This is a genomic window from Fodinisporobacter ferrooxydans (assembly GCF_022818495.1).
GTDB lineage: Bacteria > Bacillota > Bacilli > Tumebacillales > MYW30-H2 > Fodinisporobacter > Fodinisporobacter ferrooxydans.
The window spans coordinates 4,278,231-4,303,306 of the sequence record NZ_CP089291.1 but is presented as its reverse complement, the minus strand read 5'-3'; the positions used below and the strand labels follow the sequence as shown (position 1 = coordinate 4,303,306).

Sequence of the window (25,076 nt, the reverse complement as noted above, 5' to 3'; positions counted from 1 at the left end):
ACCTAATACATGTATCGCGATTGAAAGCGAATTTCATTAAATTTTTCAATGGATTCCAGCGGAACGCGCGTTCCGATTCGCGCCATCAACATATTTGCCGGGTGGCAAGTAATTTCCGGATCATCCGTTGCAAAGTATTCCATCCCCACACTGCCCATCACTTTTTTCATGACTTCCTTATAATCCCATACGCTTAAATGGGTGCCTTCCAAATCCCAGTGCCAATAATATTCGGTAGAAATAACGATATAATCGTTCATGGCGTCATCCATAAACGCGACTTCCAGCAATTTTTTTGCAGTTCCCCCGTGTCTCCACGGTGCTGCGACTTCAATTGCCCCAAGCTCCAGCAAATCCTCCATATTGCCTTGTGACCAGCGTTCCAAAGGATCCGGATATAAAAAGGTTACATATGCTGCAATTACGTTTCCTTCTCTGGCAATGATCACGCGGCCTTCCGGAAGATCGGCAATTTCTTCAATCGCTTTCTGTTGCTGCAAAGCGGGGCGAAATGCCCGCAGGCCTTCATGAAATGTATAGTTTGAAATGACCTCAGACGGAACCGGCCCTTCAACGACAAGCGTCGAATCGGGGAGTTGCAGTTCTGTGGCATGGTACCTCTTTCTATGGCTTAACGCATGCATTCCATTCACCTCCACGTAGTTTCATTATAAGGTCCTTTCTTGTATGAAGATAGAATCATCCATTTTCGTTTGTGACTACTTTTCAAAATTCCATTTCGGTTTCTAGTATTTCATCAAAACTGTATAAATTATAGAACATATGAGAAGACTATGGTAGCATAATAAGAAATTTTGTAGTATTATGTAACTATTCTTGTAAACGTTTTCTGTAGGTGATAGGAGGTCGAGTGTATGTCAGAGCAAAACCAACATCAAGAAATCATTGAGGTTGTTACTACCGGGAACAACATGAAGAACTATGAAGAAACGTATGCATCCTTTTCCTGGAAGGACGTAGAGAAAGAATTTTCATGGTTCACAACGGGAAAGGTAAACGCTGCGTACGAGGCCATTGATCGTCATGCGGCAGGTGATAGGAAAGACAAAATTGCATTGCATTATAGCGATGCGACGCGAGATGAATCGTATACGTTCGGACAACTGAAAGAACTCTCGGATCGGTTTGGGAACGTACTGCGTACATTGGGCATTCAAAAAGGGGATCGGGTATTTATTTTTATGCCGCGCAGTCCCGAACTTTATGTCGCATTTTTAGGCGCAATCAAAATCGGCGCGATTGTTGGACCGCTTTTTGAGGCATTTATGGCTGCGGCTGTGAAAGATCGTTTGCTTGACAGCGGTGCAGTCGCGCTTGTTACGACACCCAAGCTGTTGGAGCGCGTACCCCGTGCGGAATTGCCGGATTTGAAACATGTGATTCTGGTGGGCGCAGAAGAAGTAAGCGAAGGTGAAGTGTCGTTTGCTGCTGCCATGAAGGATGCATCCGGCGATCTTGAAATCGAATGGGTCGATCGCGAAGATGGCATGCTTTTACATTATACATCCGGTTCGACTGGCAAGCCGAAAGGTGTATTGCACGTGCATAATGCCATGATTCAACATTATCAGACGGGCAAATGGATCCTGGATTTAAAAGAGAATGATATATACTGGTGTACGGCTGATCCCGGCTGGGTTACCGGAACGTCTTATGGAATTTTAGCTCCGTGGTTAAATGGCGTTACAAACGTGATTCGCGGCGGACGGTTCAGTCCTGACGACTGGTATTCCACTTTGGAGACCAATCATGTGACCGTCTGGTACAGTGCGCCGACAGCGTTTAGGATGTTGATGGGCGCGGGCGATGATGTCGTGAAAAAATATGATCTAAGCCGTCTTCGCCACGTTTTAAGCGTGGGCGAGCCTTTAAATCCGGAAGTGGTGCGCTGGGGCATGAAAGTATACGGCAAGCGTATTCATGACAACTGGTGGATGACGGAGACGGGCGGCCAAGTGGTTTCCAACTATCCTTGCATGCCGATTAAGCCGGGCTCGATGGGCAAGCCGTTCCCTGGCATTCATGCCGCCATTATCGATGACAACGGCAATGAATTGCCGCCATATCGGATGGGCAACCTGGCGATTCGCAAAGGCTGGCCGTCCATGATGCGCCGGATTTGGAACAATCCGGCGAAGTATGAAGAATATTTCCGGATCGAAGGCTGGTATATCTCCGGGGATTCCGCATACAAAGACGAAGATGGTTATTTCTGGTTCCAGGGCCGGATTGATGATGTGATCAACACATCCGGCGAGCGGGTAGGACCATTTGAAGTCGAGAGCAAGCTGGTAGAACACCCGGCTATTGCAGAAGCCGGTGTAATCGGCAAGCCGGATCCCCTTCGCGGCGAAATTATCAAAGCGTTTATCGCATTGCGCGAAGGATATCAGCCGTCCGAAGAATTAAAAGAAGACATTCGGAAATTTGTCAAGGAAGGTTTGGCGGCACACGCCGCACCACGGGAAATCGAATTTAAAGACAAGCTGCCAAAAACCAGAAGCGGCAAGATCATGCGTCGTGTATTAAAAGCATGGGAGCTAAACTTGCCAACGGGTGATTTGTCTACAATGGAAGATTGATCCGCATAATGGAAGGTTAATCCGAATGAAAATTGTGGAAGACTAACGCAATGCAATTGAAAAATTCATAACATTAGGGAAAGGTCTGACAACAGGTTTCTGCTGTTGTCAGACCTTTTTCTCATTTATCTCTTTACAGTTCCCATGTATTTTTATACACTCAGGAAAAAGTGTCAAATGGGAGGATCTACATGAAACAAGTCGGTTTTATTGGTGCCGGTTCGATTGCCGAAGCGATGATCAAAGGTGTGATTCAGAATCAACTGTTGCAACCGGAAGACATTTGGGTGACGAACGCTGCCAATCAAGCACGTCTATTGGGATTGCAAACCAAATATGACGTAAATATAACGAGTCCGGGAGATCTTTCCTTTGTTGAACATGCAGACGTGATTGTGCTGGCGTTTAAACCAAAGGATATCATGAATGGATTGGAGCGGTTGAAACCCTTCAATTTGAAAGGAAAATGCATTGTTTCCGTCATTGCCGGCGTCCCGACACGGTTGATTGAAGATACGCTCAATGAAGCGGAGTTGTCCGTGATTCGCACAATGCCCAATACGTCCTGTGCTGTCGGGGAATCCGCCACGGCGATTACACCGGGCCGCTGGGTGAAAAACCAGGATCTGATAAATATCAGACGATTATTTGAAGCGGTAGGGATTGTAGAGGAAGTGGAAGAGTCGCATATGGATGCCATTACCGGATTGTCAGGAAGCGGACCGGCATACGTTTACTATATGATTGAGGCGTTGGTTGAAGCAGGCGTCAAGACCGGATTGGAAAAGGAAATCGTTCAGCGTCTTGTTTACCAAACCGTAGTAGGAGCTGCCCGCATGCTGCAGGAGGCGGAAGAAGACCCTGCCGCACTGCGGGAACATATCACATCTCCGGCCGGTACGACAGCTGCCGGCATCGCCGTTTTGGCTGAGCGCAATTTTCCGCAGGCGATTGTCGATGCGGTATGCAAAGCTACTGATCGCGCACATGAGTTGGGACTTGTTTATCAGTCTGAGTTATCAGACTGAGTACATGATGTGCAAGCAAGCAAACATCATCTGTCACCGCAACGGCGGATGTTCGGAAGGCATCTTGCAGCAGGCGACATTGCCCTGGCAAGTTTTCAATCTACAAACATTTCTTCGAATGCGCTACAATGGTTATAGCAAAGGGAGCGGAGTCGAAGGACATGAATGAACTGATTCGGGAAAAACTCAAATTTTTGCCTGACAAGCCAGGTGTATATCTCATGAAGGATGCCTCTGGTACCATTATTTATGTAGGCAAGGCGAAAGTGTTGAAAAATCGTGTGCGATCATATTTTACAGGGAGCCATGACGGCAAAACACAGGCGCTCGTATCCAATATTGAGGACTTTGAGTACATTGTGACAGATACGGTGGTAGAAGCGTTAGTTCTGGAATGCAATTTTATCAAACAATACAATCCGCAGTATAACATTTTGCTAAAAGACGACAAGACATATCCCTATATAAAAATCACCAATGAATTGCATCCGCGGATTGAAATCGTCAGGCGCGTGCAAAAAGATAAAGCGAAATATTTTGGCCCCTATCCAAATGCCGGGTCGGCAGCGGAAACGAAACGATTGTTGGATCGACTGTATCCGTTGCGCAAATGTCGGACATTGAAAGACAAAGTCTGTCTGTACTATCATATCAACCAGTGTGTGGCGCCCTGTGAGTTTACGGTGGAACCGGATGTGTATCAAAACATGATAAAAGAGATTACCCGGTTTTTGCAGGGCGGATACAAACAAATCGTCAGGCAGCTGCAAGAGGACATGAATGAGGCTGCTGAGCAGTTGAATTTTGAAAAGGCGAAAGAAATACGGGATTTGATCATGCACATCGAACGGGTCATGGAATCCCAAAAAATAACGGTTGCCGACCAGGTAGATCGGGATGTGTTCGGATTTTTTGCGGACAAAGGAATGATGTGCATCCAGGTCTTCTATATTCGACAGGGCAAAATGATTCAAAGAGATGTCAGCGTATTTCACCATTACGGAGATGTGGAAGAAGATTTTTTATCCTGGATTGCCCAATTTTATATGAATCAACAAGATGTTCCGAAGGAGATTTTTCTGCCGGAAGGAATTGATGCAAGCGTGATCGGCGACTGGTTAGACGCCAAAGTGATCGTGCCAAAGCGGGGCGACAAAAAAGAGTTGGTCGATTTGGCGATCAAAAACGCGCAAATTGCTTTAGAGGAACGTTTTCAATTGATGAACCGCGACCATGCCCGCACGATTCTCGCAGTGGAACAATTGGGAGACGTTTTGGGCATTCCGGCGCCGAAGAGAATCGAAGCGTTTGATAATTCCAATATTCAGGGAACAGATCCGGTTGCCGCCATGATCGTGTTTACCGACGGACAACCGGCCAAGAAAGAATATCGCAAATTTAAAATCAAAACAGTCCAAGGCCCGAATGATTATGCGTCGATGCAGGAGGTAGTGCGGCGGCGATACACAAGAGTCTTGCGGGAACAACTTCCATTGCCGGATTTGATTGTAATCGATGGAGGCAAAGGCCATATTCGTGCGGCTTTGGAAGTGTTGGAGGACGAACTGAGTTTGCAAATCCCGGTATGCGGATTGGCAAAGGATGAGCGGCATCGCACGTCCCAATTGTTTTTTATGGATGACCCCGTCCCCGTCTCGATCGATCGATCGTCACAGGCGTTTTATTTGCTCACACGCGTGCAAGATGAAGTACATCGATTTGCCATTACCTTTTATCGGGATGCCAAAGGAAAGCAAGCAGTCAAATCCGTTTTGGATGATATCCCGGGAGTTGGCGAAAAACGGAAGCGGGCATTATTCAAACATTTCGGATCGATTGCCGCCATGCGTCAGGCACCTGTGGAAGAGTTTCGCAAAATCGGAATCGGCGATGCATTGGCTCGTCAGATTCTCGATTTTTTGCACTCTCAGGCAAATGTGGAATCATAATCTCTCTGAATCCATGACGACAGTTACAGAATCTATTTCTTAACTTCGTCCGGATTCTTTTTTTGTGCGATCGGAAAATATACATTTTAAAAACCGGCAGGATACGTGCGAAATTTGCCACGTAGTTGCAATCCTCTCATTGACATTCGGGATTGAATTCGCTTACAATATTTTTGAAATCGGTTTATGAAAATGTTTCAAAACAATGAAATGAATCATTCAACAACAGTATTGACAAGAAACGAGAGGGTCAGAATGAAGCTTAGCATTGGGAAAAAATTAATGATGGGATTTTTAGGAGTGCTCATTCTTTTAATTATTGTAAGCACTGTTTCGATCTGGAGCATGAGTCGAATGGGAAATGAAGCGCGCAACATCCAAAACGAATGGATGCCAAGCGTTCAAATTCTCAATAATACCCAACGGGACATCATTGATATCCAGCGGCTGGTATTGCAAATCATTTTGGAAACAGACGGAAATGAATTAAATAAAGTCATTTTAGAGCAACAACAGGTGATTCAGGATCTCAATCAAAAACAAAAACAATATGAAGATTCTATGCTCTCCGATAGCACCGAACGAAATTTATATCAAAGATTTAAGCAAGATAAAATCAACTATTTTTCACAACTTTCCGCACTCATCAATCATGGTCAAACAACGGATCTGGAAAGCAAACAGAAATTGTTGAAACAAGTGGCGCCCATTTATAAACAAACGCTGAATGATCTTGAAAAAAATATTCAATACAACACGAGTCAAGCAGATCAAGCGACATCTGCATCTGTTCAGCTGTATACATACGGATGGATTACAATTCTCGCCGCAAGTTCAATAGCCATTGTTTTCGGAATCGGAATCGCTCTTTTTATGGCAAGGATCATTTCAAAACCGATGACAGAGATGGTGAAAATGACAGAACGAATCGCTTCCGGGGATTTAACGGGGAATGAATTGAAAGTCAAGAATCGCGATGAAATCGGAATGTTAGCGAAAGCATTTAACGAAATGTCAATGAATCTCCGCAAGGTCATTCAGCAAGCACATTGGAGTGCGTTACAAGTTGTTGCTTCTTCTGAAGAATTATTGGCAAGCTCTGAACAAACAAGCAAAGCAACCGAACATATTGCGTCTTCCATTCAAGAGATTTCAGCAGGATCGCAGCAACAGGTTTCCAATATCGAACAGTCAGCGCAAACCATAAATGAAATGGCTTCAGGCATCCAACAAATTGCGGGCAACGCGGAAACAGTTTCCTTAACAGTCACGTTTGCATCAGAAGCAACAGTAGAAGGCAATCAAGCGATCGATAAAGCGATCAATCAAATGAACGCGATTCATACAACCGTACAGGATGCTTCCTATTTCATTAAAGAATTGGGGACGCACGCGCAAAACATAGGCAAAATTGTGGGAATTATAACCGAAATTGCCAGTCAAACAAACCTGCTTGCTTTAAATGCGGCGATTGAGGCGGCAAGAGCCGGAGAACACGGCCGGGGATTTGCGGTTGTGGCGGATGAAGTTCGAAAACTTGCCGAACAATCTTCAAACTCGGCGAAACAAATCACCAATTACATTCATACGATCCAGGAAGGCATTGCGAAAGCAGTTGCTGCGATGGATGCAGGTACGAAAGAAGCAAATGCCGGAATCGAAGTGGTCAATCTTGCCAAAGATTCATTTGATAAGATTTCTGCTTCTGTTGATGATGTATTTCGGCAAATTCAAGAAGTATCGGCCGCAACGGAACAAATGTCGGTCGGAGCGCAAGAAATTGTGCGTGTAGTCGATGATATTGCGGAAGGATCCGAGTCAATTGCATCCGCATCACAAACGATATCAGCGACAACGCAAGAACAACTGGCATCGATGGAGGAAATTGCGACAGCTGCCAGCGGACTCGCCAAAATGACAGAAGATTTACAACTTATGATACATACGTTCAAAGTATAGTGGTATTTGGAAAGCATTCTTTGAAAAAAACGTCGGCCAATTGCAATCGGATGGCGGCGTTTTTTTTTGCGCGTATTTGGATCGTTTCAAAAACACTATGGAATGCAGTCGTATAAATTGGCAGACAATAAACATCAATTTATTTCCTGTAAAAATTTAAAATTGACAAAGTTGTCTATACAAGATAGATTTAATTATAAATTTGTATAGACAAAATTCGACATGTGAAAGCGATTTAAGGAGGAGTTATGGTTGGAGAGTGCAGTGTTGGAACGCAATGAAAACAAAGTATGCAAGAATGGCGAAATTTTATATGCGCCGCTCAGTGGAAGAGTATTTGATATCGAACAGGTTCCTGATCCCACGTTTGCGTCCAAAATCATGGGTGAAGGCATGGCCATTGAACCATCCAAAGGAGAAGTAGTCTCTCCTGTAAACGGCAAGATCCTGCATGTCTTTCCTACAAAACATGCAGTCGGCATTTTATCCGAATCCGGCTTGGAGATCCTGATCCATGTGGGACTTGAGACCGTAGCATTAAATGGCGAAGGCTTTACGAGTCATGTGAAAGAGGGGGATCTAGTAAAAGTTGGAGATCTTTTATTGACATTTGATCTAGAATACATTCAGGAAAAAGCTGCAAGTATCATTACCCCGATTGTCATTACGAATGGTCAAGTGGTGGAAAGTCTTGCAAAAAACATTAATATACAGGCGGAACAAGGGAAAACTGAAATTTTGAACATACAAATCAAAGCGAATCTCAATTCTGCACAGGAACTGAAGAAATCCTCCGTCGAACAAATCGTTGAAGCGATCGGCGGCAAAGAGAATGTAAATGCAGCAACACACTGTGTAACGAGACTGCGCTTGGCTCTCAAAGATGAAAGAAAAATCGATCAAACCAAATTAGAGGCAATTGATCTTGTGAAAGGTACATTTTCGGCAAACGGGCAATTCCAGATCGTCATCGGCCCTGGAGTTGTCGAAAAAGCATATGCGGAATTCATTGAGATTACAGGCGCAGGACAAGTTTCCAAAGAGGAAATGAAATCTCTTGCGGCAGAGAAACTCAATCCCATTCAACGTTTCATCAAAACATTGGGAGATATTTTTATTCCCCTTCTGCCCGCTATTATCACAGCAGGTCTGCTCATGGGGATTAACAACATACTGAGTGGCCCCGGTATTTTTTATCGTCATCCGGATCTTGCATTTATCGATGTTCATCCGGCATGGAAAGATTTTGCGGACATCATCAACTTGATCGCCAATACGTCGTTCACGTTTTTGCCGGGCCTGATTGGATGGTCGGCTGTCAAACGATTTGGCGGAAGTGAACTTTTGGGGATCGTTCTGGGGCTTATGCTGATACACCCGGAACTTTTGAATGCGTGGGGATATGCTGCAGCTGTCGCCAAGCATGCGGTTCCACATTGGAATCTCTTTGGTCTGCAAATTCAAAAAATCGGCTACCAAGGACAAGTGCTGCCGGTTCTTGTTTCCTCTTACGTTTTGGCAAAAATTGAACGATGGATTGCAAACCGGGTACCCGACGGATTTAAATTATTGCTTGTCGCTCCCATTACATTGTTGATTACCGGATTTTTGTCATTTATTATTATCGGCCCGGTTACTTTCGCCATCGGCCGCGGCGTTACAGATGTGTTTATGTTTGTCTTCAATCATTTTGCCTGGCTTGGCGGCCTTGTATATGGCGCGCTCTATTCCGTTCTCGTGATAACGGGCATGCATCACACATTCCTCGCGGTGGATCTGCAGTTGATTGCAAGCACCGGCAGCACATTCTTGTGGCCGATTTTGGCGCTTTCAAACATTTCCCAAGGTTCTGCAGCCCTTGCGATGATGTTTGCGAACAAACACGACGAAAAACTGCGCGGGATGGCATTGACGTCTGCGATTTCCGCGTATTTGGGCATTACCGAACCGGCGATGTTTGGCGTTAACATTCGTTTTCGTTTCCCGTTTTATTCCGCGATGATCGGTTCCGCGATCGCCGGATTTTTCATTACGTTGTACCATGTTCGCGCAACATCCATCGGTGTGGGGGGAATCCCGGGATTCTTGTCTATTTTTCCAAATCAGTGGGGACCGTTCTTTATCGGCATGGCGATTGCGCTTGTGGTTCCATTTGTCTTGACACTTGCAACTGCAAAAGCGAAAAAAGTTGATTTATAAAAAACACGGAACCGTTCTTGTTGCGTTTGTGATGAGCAGTTGTGAAGCAAATGGATGGAAAAGCAGCCGGCGAAAGCTGGCTCGATTCATGAAAGAAAGGTGTGTTCCCCTTGTCTCAACCATGGTGGAAAAAAGCGGTTGTGTATCAGATATATCCAAAAAGTTTTTACGATACAACCGGAAACGGAGTCGGAGATATACAAGGTATCATTGAAAAACTGGACTATTTGCAAGGACTTGGAATCGATGTCGTTTGGCTGACTCCTATTTATGAATCCCCGCAGCATGACAACGGATATGATATTCGCGATTATGTTTCCATCAATCCTGAATATGGAACCATGGAAACATTTGACCGACTGTTGGAACAGGCACATATGCGCGGAATCAAAATCATCATGGACATTGTCGTAAATCATACGTCTACGGAACATCCATGGTTTCAGGCAGCCAAATCTGCAAAAGATAGCCCGTACCGCAACTTTTATATTTGGAAAGATGGCAAGAACAACGAACCGCCGAATAATTGGCAGTCAAAATTCGGGGGAAGCGCATGGCAATATGATGCGACAACCGGTCAATACTATTTACATTTGTTCGATGTGACACAAGCGGACTTAAATTGGGAAAACCCTGAATTGCGAGAACAAGTATATCGCATGATGCAATTTTGGATCGATAAAGGAGTCGATGGATTCCGGTTGGATGTCATCAATTTGATTTCCAAGAATCAGCAATTCCCCAATGACACGCTGGAAACGCCGACAGCGGACGGGCGAAAATACTATACGGACGGTCCAAGAGTGCATGAATTTTTGAAGGAAATGCATCGTCGCGTTTTTGCAAAGAAAGCAAACCTGATGACCGTTGGCGAAATGTCTTCCACATCGATTGACAATTGCATAAAATATACGAATCCTGCTGAAAACGAACTTGATATGACATTTAGCTTTCACCACTTGAAAGTGGATTATCCCAATGGTGAAAAGTGGGTGGCTGCTCCCTTTGACTTTCTAAAATTAAAGCAAATTTTAAGCAAATGGCAAGCGGGAATGCAACAAGGCGGCGGTTGGAATGCGCTCTTCTGGAGCAACCACGATCAACCGCGGGTCGTATCCCGTTTTGGCAACGATCGTGAGCATCACAAGCAATCCGCCAAAATGCTTGCAACAGCTCTGCATTTCTTGCAGGGTACACCGTATATTTATCAGGGCGAGGAAATCGGGATGACAAATCCCTGCTTTGAAACCATCGGGGAATACCGGGATGTTGAATCGATCAATGCGTATCATCTTTTAGGAAAGCAAGGAAGAGCGGAAACGGAAATCATGGCGGCCCTCAAGCAAAAATCCCGTGACAACTCGCGCACTCCGATGCAGTGGTCGGATCAAATGCATGCGGGATTTACGGGCGGGACTCCGTGGATTTCTGTGTCTTCCAATTACAAACGCATAAATGTAGAACGAGCACTTGCCGATTCGGATTCCGTATTTTATCATTATAAGAAGTTGATCCAGTTGCGAAAAAAGTATGATGTGATTTCATGCGGAACGTTTGAATGGATTTTGGAAGACGACCCTTATATTTTTGCGTATTTGCGAAAGTATCAAGGCGATATTGTTTTGGTTGTAAATAATTTCTTTGCAACGGAAACAACGTTTTCCCTTCCTGAACATATACAATTGGATGGTACGCCTTGTATATTGATTTCCAATTATGCGGATACTGCCAATCAGTGTCATCATCTGCCGTTGCGGCCATACGAGTCTGTAGCGTTTCTTATTCAAAAAAGTTAGAAACTTTTGTTTCTAACTTTTTTCTTTCAAACATCTTTTTTCTTTCAAATATCGGGTGGTGTAATATGAAGAGCAAAAGCAATCATACAAAAAGTTTCATGATTTATGAAGAACTGGTAGAAAAAATTCAAAACGGAACGTATCAACCAAATACAAAATTACCGACCGAGCATGAATTTATGCAACAATATGAGGTTGCCAGAGGAACCATTCGCGAAGCGCTGCAGATGTTGTATCAGAATGGTTATATACAAAAAATTCAGGGGAAGGGATCGGTAGTTCTTGATATTCGAAGAAAGTACAATTTTCCTATAACAGAGTTGGTAAGTTTCAAACAAATTGCTAAAGCAATGGGCGGTACGTCACGAACGATTCTGCAGGAACTATCCTTGATCAAACCGGATGCCTTTATCCAAACAGAGTTAAATGTTTCTACTGCGGCAGAAATCTGGAAAGTCGTACGTACACGAGAGATCGACGGTGAAAAAATTATATTGGACGTTGATTACTTTAATAAACAGTATATAACATTTTTGACGAAAGAGATTTGTGAGGATTCGATTTATGAATACATAGAAAATGAGTTGCAACTTTCCATCGGCTTTGCAAAGAAAGAAATTTTGGTTGAAGAACCGACGGAAATGGACCGCACGTATTTGGATCTTGAAGGTTTTCCGAATGTAGTGGTTGTAAAAAATCATGTTTACTTGGAAGATATCACTCTGTTTCAATATACGGAATCTCGGCATCGGCCCGATAAATTCCGTTTTGTGGACTTTGCCAGACGATTCGCCAATTACTCGTATCCAAACATGTAAACCGTCATGTAAACCGTTTTTTGCTTTCGCGTATAGCCGACGCAAGCATGCTGTGATATAATAATCATCAATTGAATAAGGGACCTCACTCGAATGGAGTGAGGTAGAGGCGCGGTCGGTCAATAGTAGTCGGAACACAAGATTCCATTGGCGAAGTGGAGTGTTTGTACGAAAGGGGTCACCGCCGAAGTGTGTATGGAGTCGCCTGCATACATGCTGGGTCTGCAGAAAAGATCTGCAGGACTGTCATCACTTGTTCCCAGCAAGTGATGGAGTACTATCTCACACGGGGGAGGGACGATCGGCGCGATTGCGGCATAGGAGAATCGTCTATTCTTCTTTGGCCGTTTTTTTATTGTTTTCAGAAGAACGGAGGACAAATACAATGGCACGAATGGTTCAAAAATTCGGCGGTACATCCGTCGGGTCGGTTGAGCGCATACAAAATGTAGCAAATCGGGTTGCTCAGACAGTTGCTGCAGGCAACCAAGTGATTGTCGTCGTATCGGCAATGGGGCACACGACAGATGAGTTAATCGATTTGGCAAGGCAAATTACACCGGAACCGCAGGCACGGGAAATGGATATGCTGTTGACGACAGGGGAGCAAATTTCAATCGCCCTGCTGGCAATGGCTTTGCAGCAGAAAGGTATATCCGCTTATTCCTTTACCGGTTGGCAAGCAGGCATTGTGACAGAGCCTGTTCACAGCAAAGCACGGATTATGGATATAGACCCAAGGCGTTTGATTGATACTGTTGCATCTGGCTCTGTAGCGATTGTTGCAGGTTTTCAAGGATGGACAATCGATCGCGAGATCACTACATTAGGTAGGGGCGGATCCGATACGACGGCGGTTGCCTTGGCTGCAGCGGTTCAAGCGGATGTTTGCGAAATTTACACGGATGTAGATGGAGTTTATTCCACAGATCCGCGGATTGTACCATTTGCCAGAAAGATTCAGGAAATCTCCTATGACGAGATGCTGGAATTGGCGCATCTTGGAGCAGCTGTACTGCATCCGCGGGCGGTGGAATACGCAAAACAATATCATGTGCCATTAATGGTTCGGTCTTCATTTTCACAAGTGGAAGGAACGTATGTCAAGGAGGTTGCACAAATGGAAAAAGGGCTCGTAGTGCGCGGGATTGCATATGATACGAATGTTGCAAAAGTAGGATTGGTCGGTGTGCCGAATCGGGTGGAAAATTTAAAAATCGTATTTCAATCCTTGGCAAAGGAGAGTATTAACGTAGATATTATTGTACAAAGTATTGTACAAAACGATGTGGGCGATATTTCATTTACGATTACAAAAGATGACCGCAAACGTACCATGGAGATTCTCGAACAATTGAAAGACCAAATAGGGGCGCAAGCGTATGTGTTTGAGGAAGATCTCGCCAAAGTATCCATTGTCGGTGCGGGGATGATCAGCAATCCTGGCGTTGCTGCAGACATGTTCCAAGCGTTGATTGACCATAATATTCAAATAAAAATGGTAAGCACTTCGGAAATTAAAGTATCCTGTGTGATTGAGAGCGGCTTGGCGAAACAAGCCATGCAAATCCTGCATACTGCATTTGCGTTAGATGCGGTGCAACAACACGAGGAAGCGGCAGTTGTTTAGAAAATTGGCTATTTAATTTCTAACTTGCGAATGTTTTTTGTGAATATTGTTGTAAACAAGTTTCAAACAGGGAAAGCTGATTTTAAGGAATGAGACGCAATTAACATCCGATTGCTTTTCTTGACACTTATATACTTCGAAAGTACAATTTTAGGTGACAATTATGTGACATTGTTCACAACTATGGTTCTCTCAGTCATTTATGTACATACGGTTGTGTTGACACTGGTGGATTTCAGTACATGCCTGAAAGATCCACACATACGAAATGCGAATGGTCAGGAAAAGAGCTCCGGTTTGAGCGATGTCACATTAGTAACGCGTGATTACTGCAAGAGTGTCAGCACGCGCCATTTTTTTGCAAAAAATTTTGACGGTTGCGCGTGAAAGACGGGGGATCGTCAGAAGGGGGGCACACACATTGGCAAGTGAAAAAAGGGATTTTGTAGCTCGCCGGATTCATTCATTGGCGGGGGTAGTACCTGTAGGACTTTTTTTAATCGAACACTTTTTTACCAACTCGATGGCTACGAAAGGACCAAAGGCGTTTAACGATGCGGTAGGCACGCTTCAGCATCTTCCTTATTTGGGGGCCATTGAATTTCTGTTCATTTTTCTGCCTGTCTTGTATCACGGTGTATACGGTTTGTATATCGCTTATACGGCAGGATACAATGCGGGGAAATTCGGTTGGTTCAGAAACTGGATGTTCGTTTTACAAAGGATTACAGGCGTTATTACGTTTATTTTTATCGTATATCATTTGTGGACGACCCGTTTTAGCGGCAATGCGCCAAGCTTTGACATGGTAGCAAATATCGTAACGAGCCCATTTGCATTCTGGTTCATGATCATTGGCATTGTTGCCGCTACGTTTCATTTTACAAATGGATTATGGTCGTTCTTTGTTCACTGGGGTTTGACAGTTGGACCTCGTGCACAAAAAATCTCGGCGTACGTGATGATGGTGTTCTTCCTTATCATGTCATATGTCGGAGTAGCCGCTTTGGTAGCGTTCACGCACCAGGCGTAAGGAGGGAATCGTCGTGAGTAAACAACGGATCATCGTAGTTGGCGGAGGCCTCGCAGGGCTTATGGCCACCATTAAAATAGCGGAACACGGAATCCCGGTGGATTTGTTTTCGCTCGTACCAGTGAAGCGTTCACACTCCGCCTGCGCACAAGGCGGCATCAATGGCGCTGTCAATACAAAAGGGGAAGGGGACTCTCCCTGGATTCACTTTGATGATACGGTTTACGGTGGAGACTTTTTGGCAAACCAGACTCCGGTACTCAAAATGTGCGAAGCGGCTCCCGGCGTCATCCACTTAATGGACCGCATGGGCGTCATGTTTAACCGTACCCCCGAAGGATTGCTCGACTTCCGCCGTTTTGGCGGTACCAAACACCACCGTACAGCCTTTGCCGGTGCTACTACGGGCCAGCAATTGCTATATGCATTGGATGAGCAGGTTCGCCGGCATGAAGCCGCCGGTCTCGTTCAGAAGCATGAAGGTTGGGAGTTTTTAGGTGTTATTGTAGACGATGAAGGGATTTGCCGCGGTGTTGTTTCACAGGAGTTGCGCACCATGGAAATTCATAGCTTTGTTGCAGATGCGGTCATTCTTGCAACCGGCGGTCCTGGATTGATTTTCGGACGCAGTACGAATTCCATCATCAATACCGGAACAGCCGCTTCAGCTGTTTATCAGCAAGGCGTATATTATGCCAACGGTGAATTTATCCAAATCCATCCGACAGCGATCCCGGGTGATGACAAGTTGCGGTTGATGTCCGAGTCGGCGCGTGGTGAAGGTGGACGAGTCTGGACGTATAAAGACGGAAAGCCATGGTATTTCCTTGAAGAAAAATACCCTGCCTACGGAAATCTCGTTCCACGGGACATCGCAACCCGTGAAATTTTTGATGTCTGCGTAAACCAGGGGCTTGGCTTGGATGGTGAAAATAAGGTATATCTGGATGTTTCACATATTCCTGCCGATGTTCTGAACGTGAAACTCGGCGGGATTCTTGAAATTTATGAAAAGTTTGTCGGTGATGATCCGCGGAAAGTTCCGATGAAAATTTTCCCTGCTGTTCACTATTCGATGGGTGGACTTTGGGTTGGCAATGACGATCAAATGACCAACATTCCCGGCCTGTTCGCGTGCGGGGAGTGTGAATACCAATACCATGGCGCCAATCGCTTAGGGGCAAACTCGTTGCTGTCTGCGATCTATGGCGGTATGATTACAGGACCGTTTGCGCTCAATTATGTGAGTGGATTGAAAAAGTCTTCCAGCGACGTATCTTCAACAGTATTTGAGGCGGAGCGCAAAAAACGGGAAGAACAGTATGAATCCATTTTGAAAATGGAAGGCAATGAAAATCCGTATCAATTGCATCGGGAACTCGGCAAATGGATGACAGACAACGTGACGGTTGTCCGGTACAACAAGCAATTGCAGCAGACGGATGACAAGATCCAAGAGCTGATGGAGCGTTGGAATCGCATCGGCATGTCGGATACATCCCGCTGGGAAAATCAGATGGCGCCATTTACACGCCAGTTGAAGAACATGTTGGAGCTCGCCCGCGTCATTACACTTGGCGCATTGAACCGCAATGAATCTCGCGGCGCCCATTACAAGCCGGAATTCCCGGAGCGGGATGATGAGAATTGGCTGAAGACGACAAAAGCACGCTTCTCTCCGAACGGTCCGGAATTGGAGTATGAAGATGTGGATACGTCTTTAATTAAACCGCGCGTACGGAAATACTAGAATCTTCTGGGATAAGGAGGGAAATATGCGATGAGTACTGAAACCACGGCGCAAAAGACGATTCGTCTGATCATTGAACGTCAGGAAGGACCGAATTCGAAACCATATCAAGAGGAATTTTCCATTCCCTATCGATCCGGCATGAATGTGATTGCCTGTCTGATGGAGATTCAGCGGAATCCTGTGAATGCATCCGGCAAATCGGTAGCACCCGTGACATGGGAATCCAACTGCCTCGAAGAAGTGTGCGGTGCTTGCATGATGGTCATCAACGGCAAACCTCGTCAGGCCTGCACGGCGTTGATCGATAAATTGGAACAACCGATCCGTTTGCAGCCGGCTCGGACGTTCCCTGTCGTTCGTGATTTGGTCATCGACCGCAGCCGGATGTTTGAAGCATTGAAAAAGGTAAAAGCCTGGATTCCGATCGATGGCACATATGATCTTGGACCAGGTCCAAGAATGGCGGAAAGAGACCGCCAATGGGCATATGAACTGTCCAAATGTTTTACATGCGGCGCATGTGTGGAAGCATGTCCAAATGTTAACGAGCGTACATCGTTCATCGGAGCATTCGCGATTTCACAAGCCCGTTTGTTTAATACACATCCGACCGGTTCCATGCACAAAGAAGAGCGCCTGGAAGCATTGATGGGCGAAGGCGGGATTCATGAGTGCGGCAACTCGCAAAACTGTGTACAAGTTTGCCCGAAAGGAATCCCATTGACAACTTCGATTGCAGCCATGAATCGCCAAGTCAATTCATATTCCATCAGCAATATGCTGAAAAAATAAAGAGAAAATAGGCACGGAAAGCCATGGGATTTGGTACATATACCCGTATGTAACACTGCACATCCTATCCATTGCGGTCATACTATAAATTGACTGTATCCCAGACCTTGTGTAATTTGACCCGAGCAAGGAGGGATCTGGAAGTGACAGCGGGTAAAGACATGCGGCACAAATCCCTGCTCACCAACCGGGAACGAGAAGTGTTTGAACTTCTCGTCCAAGATAAAACCACTAGAGATATAGCTGAACAGTTATTCATCAGCGAAAAAACGGTACGGAATCACATCAGTAATGCAATGTGGTTTGAAATACAGAAAATTAAAGCAAAGGAATCTTGATATAGCGGGGTTTCCGGTGGATGATTATAAATACCTCCGATTGTCGTTTTGGATGATCGGGGGTGTTTTTCTTTTTGGAGATAGAATCTTTGCGTTTACAGTCAAATGGCATGAGAAAACGATTCGAAAATGCAATATGATATAATGGAAACATCCATTCCTTCAAGTTTTTCAAATCTATCATAGCAGATACATGTAACAACGGCTTTCCTGCCGTACTTGCAAATACGCATTAGAATGAGGTGCATGATGCTGAACGCTGCGCAAGAAATCCTTCGCAAAGTTTATGGCTATTCCACATTCCGGGAGGGCCAGGAGAAGATTATCAACAGCATTTTGCAGAAACGTGATACTCTTGGGATCATGCCTACAGGTGGCGGCAAGTCGATTTGTTATCAGATTCCGGCACTTGTGTTTCCAGGCACGACGATTGTGATATCGCCGCTGATTTCGCTGATGAAAGATCAGGTCGATGCGCTCGCAGGTCTGGGAATTCCGGCAGCTTATATAAACAGTTCCTTGACACAGACGGAAACGGAACAGCGCATGCAAAGTGCGGCTAGAGGAGAGTACAAACTTCTCTACATCGCTCCGGAACGACTGGAGTCGGAACAATTTCAGTCGTTCCTTTCTGCTTTCAATATCCCGCTTGTGGCTGTCGATGAAGCACATTGCGTTTCCCAATGGGGGAATGATTTCCGGACAAGCTATTTGTCGATCGCTTCCTTTGTCGAACGCATCAATCCTAGGCCGGCTGTTGCAGCATTTACAGCGACTGCGACGAGTGGAGTCACGCAGGATATTTTGCGGCTGCTGTCACTTCAGAACGCTGAATTATACATGACTGGCTTCAATCGTGAAAACCTGTCCTTTTCGGTGCTGCGCGGTGTCAATAAGAAAGATTTTCTGCTTCGGTATGTCAAGGATAACAACGAGCAGGCCGGCATCATTTACGCTTCTACCCGCAAAGATGTGGAAGATCTCTGCAAACTGCTTTGTGACAACGGAATAGCAGCAGCCAAATATCATGCAGGTTTAGGTGATGAAGAGCGCAAGCATAACCAGGATGCTTTCTTATACGACGATATGCGCGTCATGGTAGCGACAAACGCGTTCGGAATGGGAATTGACAAATCCAATGTCCGGTATGTCATTCATTACAACATGCCCAAAAATATGGAAGCCTATTATCAGGAGGCAGGCCGGGCCGGACGAGACGGCGAGCCTGCCGAATGTGTGCTGTTATTCAGTCCGCAAGACATCCAAACACAAAAATTTTTGATTGAACAGTCGGTTTCCGCTTCTGACCGTAAGGCGCATGAATACAAAAAATTGCAATCGATGGTGGACTATTGTCACACGCAGGAATGTTTGCGTGCATATATCCTGAATTATTTTGATGAACAGGATCATTTGCCGTCCTGCGGAAATTGCGGCAACTGCAATCAAGAGTACGATCTGACAGACATTACGATCGAGGCGCAAAAAATCTTTTCCTGCATCCGGCGCATGAATGAACGCTTTGGAATTACACTGATTGCCCAGGTATTAAAGGGGTCAAAAAATAAGCGGATTGCAGAATTTGGTTTTGACCGCCTATCCACATACGGTGTGATGCAGGAATATACGGAAAAAGCGGTAGCCGATTTGATCAACTTATTGATTGCGGAAGGGTATCTCGATCTGAGTGGCGGTCAATATCCCGTTGTCAGGCTGAAGCCCAAAGCTGTCGATGTGCTGAAAGGGATGACGCAGGTCGCGCGGAAAGTTCGCAGCAAGAAGCAGACCGCACAAGCCGGCAATCATCTGTTTGAACAGCTTCGGCAGTTGCGCAAAGAGCTGGCTGATCGGGACGGGGTGCCGCCGTATATCATTTTTTCCGATAGTACGCTGCGGGAAATGGCGCAGTACATCCCGAGTGATGAGACGTCCCTGCTTGCAATCAAAGGTGTTGGGGAAGCAAAACTGCAAAAATATGGGCAGCCCTTTTTGGATCTGTTGCGGCAGCATGTGCTGCAAAAAAGTTTCGTTTCTCCCGTACGATAAGCATATTTTGAGTTTCATTGATCAAGCGCCGCTGCAAATTTTCCTCTCCTCTCATTTATTGATAGTGAGAGGAGGGAGCAAAATGGTAACTTATAGTTTTACAAGACCGATTGCAACTTTGTTTGTGACGAGAGGCCAATCCGTACGTTTGGTATGCCCGCCAGTACTTGTGCCCATTCGGTTTCGCACGATCTCTTTAAAGCCCGGCCAGGCCATTCTTGTCATTTGCAATGGCAGACGGGTCTTCGTATCATGTGGTCCGGTTCGCCGCATCATTCGAACGGTCGTATTAAGTCATAGAGAAAGGCTTACGGTTAAATGTCTGTAATCGTAAATCTATGAATCTAGGGAAAACCGCCGCAAAATTGCCGGCAAACTAGAAGAAGCTTCTTATGAAGCAAATTTTCCGGACTGTGTAGAATTCTTTTCTATACAGTCTTTTTAATTGACGCTGTCCGTACATTTTCCCGCCGCATGTTGTCATTGTACAAGTCGCAGGCGCCATACACATAACAATGACAACATACGAGTGAGGGATGCATATGCGTAGGAAACAGGAGGAAAGACCATATACCATCCATTTGCACTTCGGCAAAGAACAGTTGCAGAGTATGATTTATGATTTAGCGAAACATGTGATTCAAAAACATGTAGATTGTTTGCATTCGAATGTACGCTTTCCAAGCACAACAGACATGGACAGCAAAGAAACATTTCATTCGGGTAACCGTACGATAGCGGATGAACGATGAAATTTCATGAGGACAAACGCGCTGCTATCTACGTCCGTGTCTCCACGACAAAATCAAGTCAAAAAGACAGTCCCGAACACCAAATCGGTGTTTGCAAAGATAAAGCAAAGCAATTGGAATTAGACGTCAAAGAAGAGCGGATCTACGAAGACCGCGATACAGGAACCACAATTATCGACCGCCCGGCTATTCAACAATTGATGAAAGATGCGAGCAAAAGGGCGTTTGACATTGTGATTTTTGCTTCCCTTTCCCGTTTTGCCCGTGATACAGGAGATGCTCTTGACTTAAAACGCAAGCTCGTGGATGCGCTTGGAATTCGTTTGATTTCGATTGACGAAGGTTACGACTCTGGTGTTGACAAAGATGAACTGAAATTTACGATTATCTCTGCTGTGAATCAAAAGCTTAGTGAACAAATCAGTTACAGTTCCAAACGCGGGAAACGGCAATCTGCATTGAAGGGAAATTTTACGGGGCGATTGGCGCCTTTCGGTTATAAAAAAATCATGCGGAATGACCGTAAAACACTTGAGCCTGACGAAGAAACCAAACATATCGTGCAAAAAATTTTCCAGCTTTACATTGCGAATAAAATGGGTGAAAAGGCGATTGTCGAGTATTTGAACGAACAACAAATCCCGGCGCCGAAGGGCGGGAAATGGGGCATAACGAGTATCCAGAGGATTTTGCAAAACGAAGCGTACGTCGGCAGAAATACGTTTGGAAAACATGAGCTGATAAAGGTGTATACGAATTTTCAAGACACAACAGAACGAAGAAAGAAACTGGTTCAAAAAGATTCGTCCGAATGGCAAAGAGCGCATCAGCCACAAACACATCCGGCCATCATTGATGAAGAAACGTTCCAAAAAGCGCAACAATTGCGTTTGGAACGCGGCGGCGGCAAACGGGGCGGGATCCGCAACCGCGTGAATGTGTTTGCTGGAATGATTACGTGTCATCACTGTGGATCGTCCATGGTCAGTATGAAAAGCAAGAACGGGAAAATTTCCAAAGACGGTCATGAATATCGCTATCTCGTTTGCTCCAAGCGAAGACGGCAGGGTGACGCCGGTTGCGGGAACAATTTTTGGCTGCCGTATTACCCGTTTCGTGATGATTTGCTGAAAGAGTTGTCATATTGTCTTCGAACCATCACATCAGCCGGTCAATTGCTGGAACGTTTTAAAGATATGATTCAAATTCAAACGACAGATATTGAGATGGAAATCAAGAAATTAGAAAGACATATGGAAAATAATCGCAAATTCCTGTTTGAATTGCGGAAAGAAAAACTTAGCGGAAAAATCAAAGACAACGAGCAGTACGAGTACGAAAAGATCATGTTCGAACAAGAAATCCAGTCGTTCGAGAACCGGCTTGCAAATTTGCAGCGGAAACTGCAAAAGAAAGAAGATTCGACTCTGTTATATGAAGATGTGAAAGATTCATTGGAAGAGTTGCTGGATTTGGATTGCGAGAATTTTGATGAACTACATTTTACTTTAAAAAAGTTGATTGCAAGTATACGAGTTGATAAAAACGGCAAAATCGATGTTGTAACAACTTTTGATATTCATCTGCAGGAGGACGGCACGTTTCAAAAAGCCAGAGAAGGAAATCAATTCGCTCATCCCAATGCGCCAATGATACCCGGATAAAAACGCTGTATTTCGTCGATACTGAAATCTGACCTTCGGGCGTTAAAGTTTAGGAGGGAAGACAGTGGCGCTTGCGATCAGCGTATTCATTACATGGTTAGTCATTATCATCCTTTCGCTGATTCCAAAGAAGTTATCCGAACTTGATATGGTGTTTCTTTATTTCGTGAATACGATCTTTGAACTCAGTATATTTACGATTGTTCACTTGAATCTGAGATGGATCGATGTCAGCGACAGTGTAGAGAAGTCATTTGCGGATCTGGTGTTGCGGATCATCATGAATCCTCTTCTAATCATCATTTCGTCAAATGTTTTGTTATATTCTTGGAAGATCGCAAAATGGGTCATCGTTGGTGGGATGATTCTGTCATTCATTTTTTTGCAAAAACTATTCGAGTGGCTGGGGATTGTTACTCTTCATCACTGGAACATTTTCTATACATTGGTCATGTTTGCTTGTTATGTGGCGTTTTCAAGATTCATGGCGTGGTGGATTGTTCGCGCAGATCCGAAAGAAGTGAATGTAAAATGAACGTGTATGATAATCGTTTCAATACAAACGAATGGTTTATTATTATTGGTTTATGCATTGAAATTGCAGGAATGATTTTTTTGCCAAGATGTTTTCCGAGAAAGACTGCTATCGTTTTTTTCATGTGCGGTGTTTTCAGCGGCTTTTTCTTTGACCATACCCTGAGTGTTCAGCCTGTTAATTATTATGATGTAAATGATACATCCAAGTTTCAGATTATGGATTTTGTCTCGTACTGGTCATACGGGCCTGTCAGTTATTTGTTCTTTTATATTTATAATCGCCTCCGACTCAAACCGTCGCGTGCACCTGTTTACATACTCATTTGGTCATTGATAAGTGTCGGAATCGAATGGTTGGCTGTCATTGCAGGAGTTTTCCATTACAGAAATGGGTACCAAATCTTTTACTCTTTCCCCATTTACTTGATCGTTCAAAGTTGTTGGATTGGACTCTATTATCGATATTATGGGATTCGAACGCGAAAATCGAACTTGTAAAATTACACAATATTTATCAAGGTATAAGCCTGCATCCGTTTTCGATTCGCTGCAAATTCCAATATGCGCTTTAAACGGTCATGAAATTTTAGCTAGCCTACACGTGCTTCCTCTCAGAAAGAGAACCATTAAAGGTTACGAATTAAACCTTTTCCTCTTTTTCTAAGCAGAATAAATAGCCGAGATTCGTAATGCAATAAAAAGTAAATGTCTTAATAAAGACATGATCGGTTGGACTTTGGAAATATCTTTTTCAGTATGTAATGGTATAATGTTTAACAACGCTTAAAAATTCCCCCTATAAAGTTTCAAAATTGTTAAACGTATAGATGTAGTGAAAAAGAAGGAGAAATCCAATATGAGACTTGAAATGATAGGACGCCTGGAATTGTTTAAAGATAAGCCTATCATAGTAACCAAGATAGGTGCTGCGTATGCAGTTGTTCCTGGTACAATTGTGACATTTTCTGAATCGAAGCTGAGGATAAGGACAGATGAATTACAGTTGGAACATTATGGGCAGCATGTGGTGGCAGAAGTTGAAACGTTATAATCACTTGTTTTCAAAATTTTAACATATAAAAAACACTCTCTAAATTTAGAGAGTGTTTTTTATATGTTATTTAGAGTACTGTTACGTTTGCAGCTTGTGGACCACGATTACCACGAACGGTTTCAAAGCTTACACGTTGTCCTTCATCAAGGGTTTTGAAACCATTTGTTTGAATTGCGGTGAAATGTACAAATACATCTTCGCCGCCTTCTACTTGAATAAAGCCAAACCCTTTTTCTGCATTAAACCATTTTACTGTTCCGTTTTGCATTATTATATCCTCCATTGACCCAATTGGTCGATTCGCTTTTTCATTTGCAAAGCAAAGAATATGAATAGATAATACAATCAACCAACTTTAATCATGGAAGTTATGATATGCAGATAATCGATAATCTGTATTTAAAGTATTCATAGTGCCGTTTCTTGCAAATGCTTTTATAATATACCATAGATAATTGTTATTTGCAAAATAAATGTTAAGATGCGTTCATCCGGTGTGTTTCAAACCACATCACGAATGTGATGAAAAAACTAAATGTCAAAGGCCGTTCCCAAGCGGTTGTTGAACTCGTCCGTTTAGGAGAAATCCAAATATAGTGGTGTTTGACACATTCCCTGCTTCCCGGCGGGGAATTTTTTATGCCTAAAACATTTGATGCAAAGTATTTCTACTGTAAATTTCAAATCGGTAGTGTAAAGAATGAAAGCGCAACAGGGATATAGGCAAACGCAGAGATCGTCCTTTAGCGGTCGCAGCGTTTTTGATTTGTTTTCTGAATATTAATATTTTATGAATAAGACGAAATTAGACAACAATTTACAATATTCGCTATTTACTTATGGCCGTATTTGTTGTTTAATAAATGGTACTTCAGTATAAATGTCGAATGAATACCGACAGAGGTGGTATACATGACTATACAAGTCAAAGCATGGCGGATGTTGACAAAAGAACAACGATTGGCAATGTTGTACGGTCTGGTTTTCATGAATGCAAAACGCAAAGGATCGGAATCAAGGACTGGAGCATAATCCCGAATCGTCCTAAGCCATTCAAAATTGTAGTAAATATCTATGAATTTTGCGCAAACATTTCATATTTCATTGACTGTGATTTTTTATGAA

The 25,076-nt window shown here is 44.1% G+C and carries 20 protein-coding genes, 1 pseudogene and 1 riboswitch; of the genes and pseudogenes, 19 read left to right on the top strand and 2 right to left on the bottom strand.

Annotation, left to right across the window (positions count from 1 at the left end; genetic code table 11):
• Positions 1-2: 2 nt before the first annotated feature.
• A complete protein-coding gene (locus LSG31_RS20715; RefSeq protein ID WP_347436927.1) occupies positions 3-644 on the bottom strand; it encodes an N-acetyltransferase in 642 nt (213 codons plus the stop codon).
• A 231-nt stretch (positions 645-875) separates the two neighbouring features.
• On the opposite strand from LSG31_RS20715, the gene acsA reads away from it, so the two are divergent.
• The 18 genes from acsA to LSG31_RS20625 all read left to right on the top strand — a co-directional run bounded on the left by acsA (position 876) and on the right by LSG31_RS20625 (position 23,948).
• Positions 876-2,603 (top strand): acetate--CoA ligase, encoded by a 1,728-nt coding sequence (gene acsA, locus LSG31_RS20710; RefSeq protein ID WP_347436926.1) that lies wholly within the window; start codon positions 876-878, stop codon positions 2,601-2,603.
• 191 nt (positions 2,604-2,794) lie between these two features.
• The gene (gene proC, locus LSG31_RS20705) at positions 2,795-3,631 is read left to right on the top strand and encodes a pyrroline-5-carboxylate reductase (protein ID WP_347436925.1); all 837 of its coding nucleotides are present in this window, start codon (positions 2,795-2,797) and stop codon (positions 3,629-3,631) included.
• 161 nt (positions 3,632-3,792) lie between these two features.
• The gene (gene uvrC / locus LSG31_RS20700) at positions 3,793-5,580 is read left to right on the top strand and encodes an excinuclease ABC subunit UvrC (RefSeq protein WP_347436924.1); all 1,788 of its coding nucleotides are present in this window, start codon (positions 3,793-3,795) and stop codon (positions 5,578-5,580) included.
• 255 nt (positions 5,581-5,835) lie between these two features.
• Positions 5,836-7,539 carry a methyl-accepting chemotaxis protein gene (locus tag LSG31_RS20695; protein WP_347436923.1) on the top strand — a complete coding sequence of 568 codons (1,704 nt, stop codon included), beginning with the start codon at positions 5,836-5,838 and terminating at the stop codon, positions 7,537-7,539.
• A gap of 252 nt (positions 7,540-7,791) precedes the next feature.
• On the top strand, positions 7,792-9,738 hold the full coding sequence (treP, locus tag LSG31_RS20690; RefSeq protein WP_347436922.1) for a PTS system trehalose-specific EIIBC component: 1,947 nt from the start codon (positions 7,792-7,794) through the stop codon (positions 9,736-9,738).
• Positions 9,739-9,848: 110 nt separating this feature from the next.
• Positions 9,849-11,534, top strand: a complete 1,686-nt coding sequence (gene treC / locus LSG31_RS20685) for an alpha,alpha-phosphotrehalase (RefSeq protein ID WP_347436921.1) — start codon at positions 9,849-9,851, stop codon at positions 11,532-11,534.
• A 65-nt stretch (positions 11,535-11,599) separates the two neighbouring features.
• Positions 11,600-12,352 carry a trehalose operon repressor gene (gene treR, locus LSG31_RS20680; RefSeq protein WP_347436920.1) on the top strand — a complete coding sequence of 251 codons (753 nt, stop codon included), beginning with the start codon at positions 11,600-11,602 and terminating at the stop codon, positions 12,350-12,352.
• A 96-nt stretch (positions 12,353-12,448) separates the two neighbouring features.
• Positions 12,449-12,640: riboswitch (Lysine riboswitch) on the top strand.
• Positions 12,641-12,737: 97 nt separating this feature from the next.
• Positions 12,738-13,982 (top strand): aspartate kinase, encoded by a 1,245-nt coding sequence (locus LSG31_RS20675; RefSeq protein WP_347436919.1) that lies wholly within the window; start codon positions 12,738-12,740, stop codon positions 13,980-13,982.
• A gap of 421 nt (positions 13,983-14,403) precedes the next feature.
• A complete protein-coding gene (locus tag LSG31_RS20670) occupies positions 14,404-15,015 on the top strand; it encodes a succinate dehydrogenase cytochrome b558 subunit (RefSeq protein WP_347436918.1) in 612 nt (203 codons plus the stop codon).
• A gap of 13 nt (positions 15,016-15,028) precedes the next feature.
• Positions 15,029-16,765 (top strand): succinate dehydrogenase flavoprotein subunit, encoded by a 1,737-nt coding sequence (sdhA, locus tag LSG31_RS20665; RefSeq protein WP_347436917.1) that lies wholly within the window; start codon positions 15,029-15,031, stop codon positions 16,763-16,765.
• 30 nt (positions 16,766-16,795) lie between these two features.
• The gene (gene sdhB, locus LSG31_RS20660) at positions 16,796-17,560 is read left to right on the top strand and encodes a succinate dehydrogenase iron-sulfur subunit (RefSeq protein WP_347436916.1); all 765 of its coding nucleotides are present in this window, start codon (positions 16,796-16,798) and stop codon (positions 17,558-17,560) included.
• Between the two features lie 161 nt (positions 17,561-17,721).
• On the top strand, positions 17,722-17,898 hold the full coding sequence (locus tag LSG31_RS20655) for a LuxR C-terminal-related transcriptional regulator (RefSeq protein WP_430734295.1): 177 nt from the start codon (positions 17,722-17,724) through the stop codon (positions 17,896-17,898).
• Positions 17,899-18,147: 249 nt separating this feature from the next.
• Positions 18,148-19,944 carry a DNA helicase RecQ gene (gene recQ / locus LSG31_RS20650; RefSeq protein ID WP_347436914.1) on the top strand — a complete coding sequence of 599 codons (1,797 nt, stop codon included), beginning with the start codon at positions 18,148-18,150 and terminating at the stop codon, positions 19,942-19,944.
• Positions 19,945-20,026: 82 nt separating this feature from the next.
• Positions 20,027-20,272 carry a hypothetical protein gene (locus tag LSG31_RS20645; RefSeq protein ID WP_347436913.1) on the top strand — a complete coding sequence of 82 codons (246 nt, stop codon included), beginning with the start codon at positions 20,027-20,029 and terminating at the stop codon, positions 20,270-20,272.
• A 214-nt stretch (positions 20,273-20,486) separates the two neighbouring features.
• Positions 20,487-20,696, top strand: coding sequence for a hypothetical protein (locus tag LSG31_RS20640; protein ID WP_347436912.1), 210 nt, complete (start codon positions 20,487-20,489; stop codon positions 20,694-20,696).
• Positions 20,693-22,360 (top strand): recombinase family protein, encoded by a 1,668-nt coding sequence (locus LSG31_RS20635; RefSeq protein ID WP_347436911.1) that lies wholly within the window; start codon positions 20,693-20,695, stop codon positions 22,358-22,360. Before LSG31_RS20640 ends, LSG31_RS20635 begins: the two co-directional genes overlap by 4 nt.
• Before the next feature lie 64 nt (positions 22,361-22,424).
• Positions 22,425-22,895 carry a hypothetical protein gene (locus tag LSG31_RS20630; RefSeq protein ID WP_347436910.1) on the top strand — a complete coding sequence of 157 codons (471 nt, stop codon included), beginning with the start codon at positions 22,425-22,427 and terminating at the stop codon, positions 22,893-22,895.
• Positions 22,896-23,753: 858 nt separating this feature from the next.
• Positions 23,754-23,948, top strand: coding sequence for a hypothetical protein (locus LSG31_RS20625; RefSeq protein ID WP_347436909.1), 195 nt, complete (start codon positions 23,754-23,756; stop codon positions 23,946-23,948).
• A gap of 70 nt (positions 23,949-24,018) precedes the next feature.
• On the opposite strand, the gene LSG31_RS20620 is transcribed toward LSG31_RS20625, so the two are convergent.
• On the bottom strand, positions 24,019-24,219 hold the full coding sequence (locus LSG31_RS20620) for a cold-shock protein (protein WP_347436908.1): 201 nt from the start codon (positions 24,217-24,219) through the stop codon (positions 24,019-24,021).
• Between the two features lie 224 nt (positions 24,220-24,443).
• Here LSG31_RS20620 and LSG31_RS20615 point away from each other — a divergent pair.
• Positions 24,444-24,548 (top strand): annotated as a pseudogene (locus tag LSG31_RS20615) (LuxR C-terminal-related transcriptional regulator); the annotation flags it as partial.
• Between the last annotated feature and the right edge of the window lie 528 nt (positions 24,549-25,076).